The organism is Acinetobacter stercoris, assembly GCF_900323515.1.
Classification (GTDB): domain Bacteria; phylum Pseudomonadota; class Gammaproteobacteria; order Pseudomonadales; family Moraxellaceae; genus Acinetobacter; species Acinetobacter stercoris.
Genome location: NZ_OOGT01000325.1, coordinates 1 through 2463, shown reverse-complemented (window position 1 = coordinate 2463; position 2463 = coordinate 1). Strand labels below are relative to the sequence as shown.

Annotated in this window: 2 protein-coding genes; both read right to left on the bottom strand. The window is 33.5% G+C overall.

Translation table 11 applies throughout. From position 1 onward, the window contains the following. Positions 1–249: 249 nt before the first annotated feature. On the bottom strand, positions 250–1155 hold the full coding sequence (gene htpX, locus KPC_RS19095) for a protease HtpX (RefSeq protein ID WP_121975895.1): 906 nt from the start codon (positions 1153–1155) through the stop codon (positions 250–252). Positions 1156–1441: 286 nt separating this feature from the next. Then, positions 1442–2275, bottom strand: coding sequence for a lytic transglycosylase domain-containing protein (locus tag KPC_RS19090; protein ID WP_228212345.1), 834 nt, complete (start codon positions 2273–2275; stop codon positions 1442–1444). Between the last annotated feature and the right edge of the window lie 188 nt (positions 2276–2463).

Genomic DNA, 2463 nt, shown 5'->3' with positions numbered 1-2463 from the left:
ACTTAAAGTTATGTATTTTATAACCTATTAAAATAAATAAAAATATTAACTAAAATGATTGATTTTGCTTAAAAAATATTCCGATATGGTGTTGTTGTAAATATTTGAAATATAATTTCTTTTTAATATGGTGTGATTTTGAATTGAAAATATTACTCTTGTTGTCTTGTAACAAAAATGCAATAAAACAAAGGTCAGCAATAATGCTGACCTTTGGAGTAAATTCAATGTGTTAAAGTTACAAGTAGATTAACGGATGTTTAATTGCTGTAATGCTGCAACGCGTTGTTCAATGCTCGGATGCGTTTGGAATAGGGCAGCAAGACTAAATCCTTGTTCTTTACCTTCAGCAATTGCAAATGCTTTCATTTCTTTAGGCATCTGATCTGGCATTTCAGATTCTTGCTGTAAGCGAAGTAATGCCGCAATCATTGCATCTTTACCTGCTAAACGTGCACCAGCTTCATCGGCACGATATTCGCGGTGACGTGAGAACCACATCACAATTGCAGAAGCCAGAATACCAAATACAATATCTAAAACGATAGTAATCACAAAATATGCAATACCAGGAGCTTCACCATCTTGACGCCCGAACACGTTACGGTCAATGAAATCACCAGCAACACGTGCAAAGAACATTACAAAGGCGTTTACAACACCTTGGATTAAAGCCAGTGTTACCATATCACCATTGGCAACGTGACCAATTTCATGAGCTAAAACTGCACGGAGTTCATCTTTATTCATTCGTTCTAGTAGACCAGAAGATACCGATACCAGCGCATCATTCTTATTCCAGCCTGTTGCAAACGCATTGGATTGATATGATGGGAAAATACCAACATCAGGCATTTTAATACCAGAACGTTGTGATAGATCAGCAACAGTCTGCAATAACCAAACTTCAGCTTGGTTACGTGGAGCATTAGGATCAATAAGCTCAGTACCAGTCGTTTTGAGTGCCATCCATTTTGACATGAACAGGGAAATCAGCGATCCCACCATACCAAAGACAAAACAGATTACGAGCAAGTTGCCTAGGTTTAGACCACCAGCACCGTGATAACTACCTACACCAAGTATTGATAAAATAATACCTGCTACAACTAGTACCGCGAGGTTGGTTAGCAAAAACAAACCAATCCGCATCATTGAGAAATCCTCTTATAAATTAAAAAAGTTAGATTTTATTGAAGATACAGCGGATACTTCAAAAAAATAAAATCGTGGATTCAAATATGAAGTGTAGCAATCTAAATTTCAAGGATAAAATTAAAAAAAGTTTTATAGTTTTCTTAAAATAAACTTAAAAAATTAAAATTTGTTTAAAAAAACAGATATTGATTAAGAATAAGTAAAGTTGTGTTTGAAAAATAAACAAATATCGAAAGTAATCTATCATTTTGTAAAATGAAGGTTAAATAAAAAGTTTTAAATTTTAGTTTGCTATAAAGATTCGAGCTGATGCTGTCGCATTTGTTGTAGAGTAGGAGCCTGGGGCATCGGTAAAAGATCGACCATCAGCAGCAACGATGATATTGCGTTTAGGATAAGATTTGTTTGATGAGGTATTATACAGATTTGTATTTTGCTCATTTTGAGCAATAGTTTGGTTTGATGCTATATTACTATTTACGGTAAAATTCATGCCATCTGAATATAAATTGTTATAACGGCTGGTAACACGTTTGACATAATCCTGAGTTTCTTTAAATGGTGGAATACCACCATACTTCTGGACATTTCCTTCACCAGCATTATATGCAGCAAGTGCTAAGGTGGTATTATTATTAAAACGTTTCATTAACCAGCTTAAATACTGGGCGCCAGCAAAAATGTTCTGCTGAGGATCATAAGCATTTATCACGTTGAAGCGGCGTGCAGTTGCTGGCATAAGTTGCATTAATCCTTGAGCACCGACAGGAGATCGTGCATTGACATTAAATCCTGACTCAGTATGCATGACAGCTTTGATCAAACCTTCTGAAACACCATGACGCGATGAAGCTTGGCGAATAATGTGATCAAATGCATTTTTATTTTTACTATAACTTGGTAAAACTGCTGCTTCTGAATTACCCCAATTACGATAAGTATGAATATTACTATCAGGATAATAAGTAACTTTTACTTTTTTGAGTTCGGTATTATTACTTTTTTTATTGGTAATTAAATTATTGCCATTTTTATCTTCATAAATATAAATTTGTCCTGAAAAAACGTGACTAGACGTCAACAAGATTGTTGAACAGCTTAGGCAAAACAGACTCATTCTATTTAAATAATGAAGTTTCATTGTAATTAATGTTCAAAATAATAAAAAAAAAGTGATTACAGTGTTTATAAATCATCAGTAATTCTTAAGTTCTTTTTTAACAATCTATATCAAAAATTGCAAGTACATTTGTTGTATAAGTAATCAAAAAAAAAATTAAATTATTTTTTAAAACAGTCCTATTG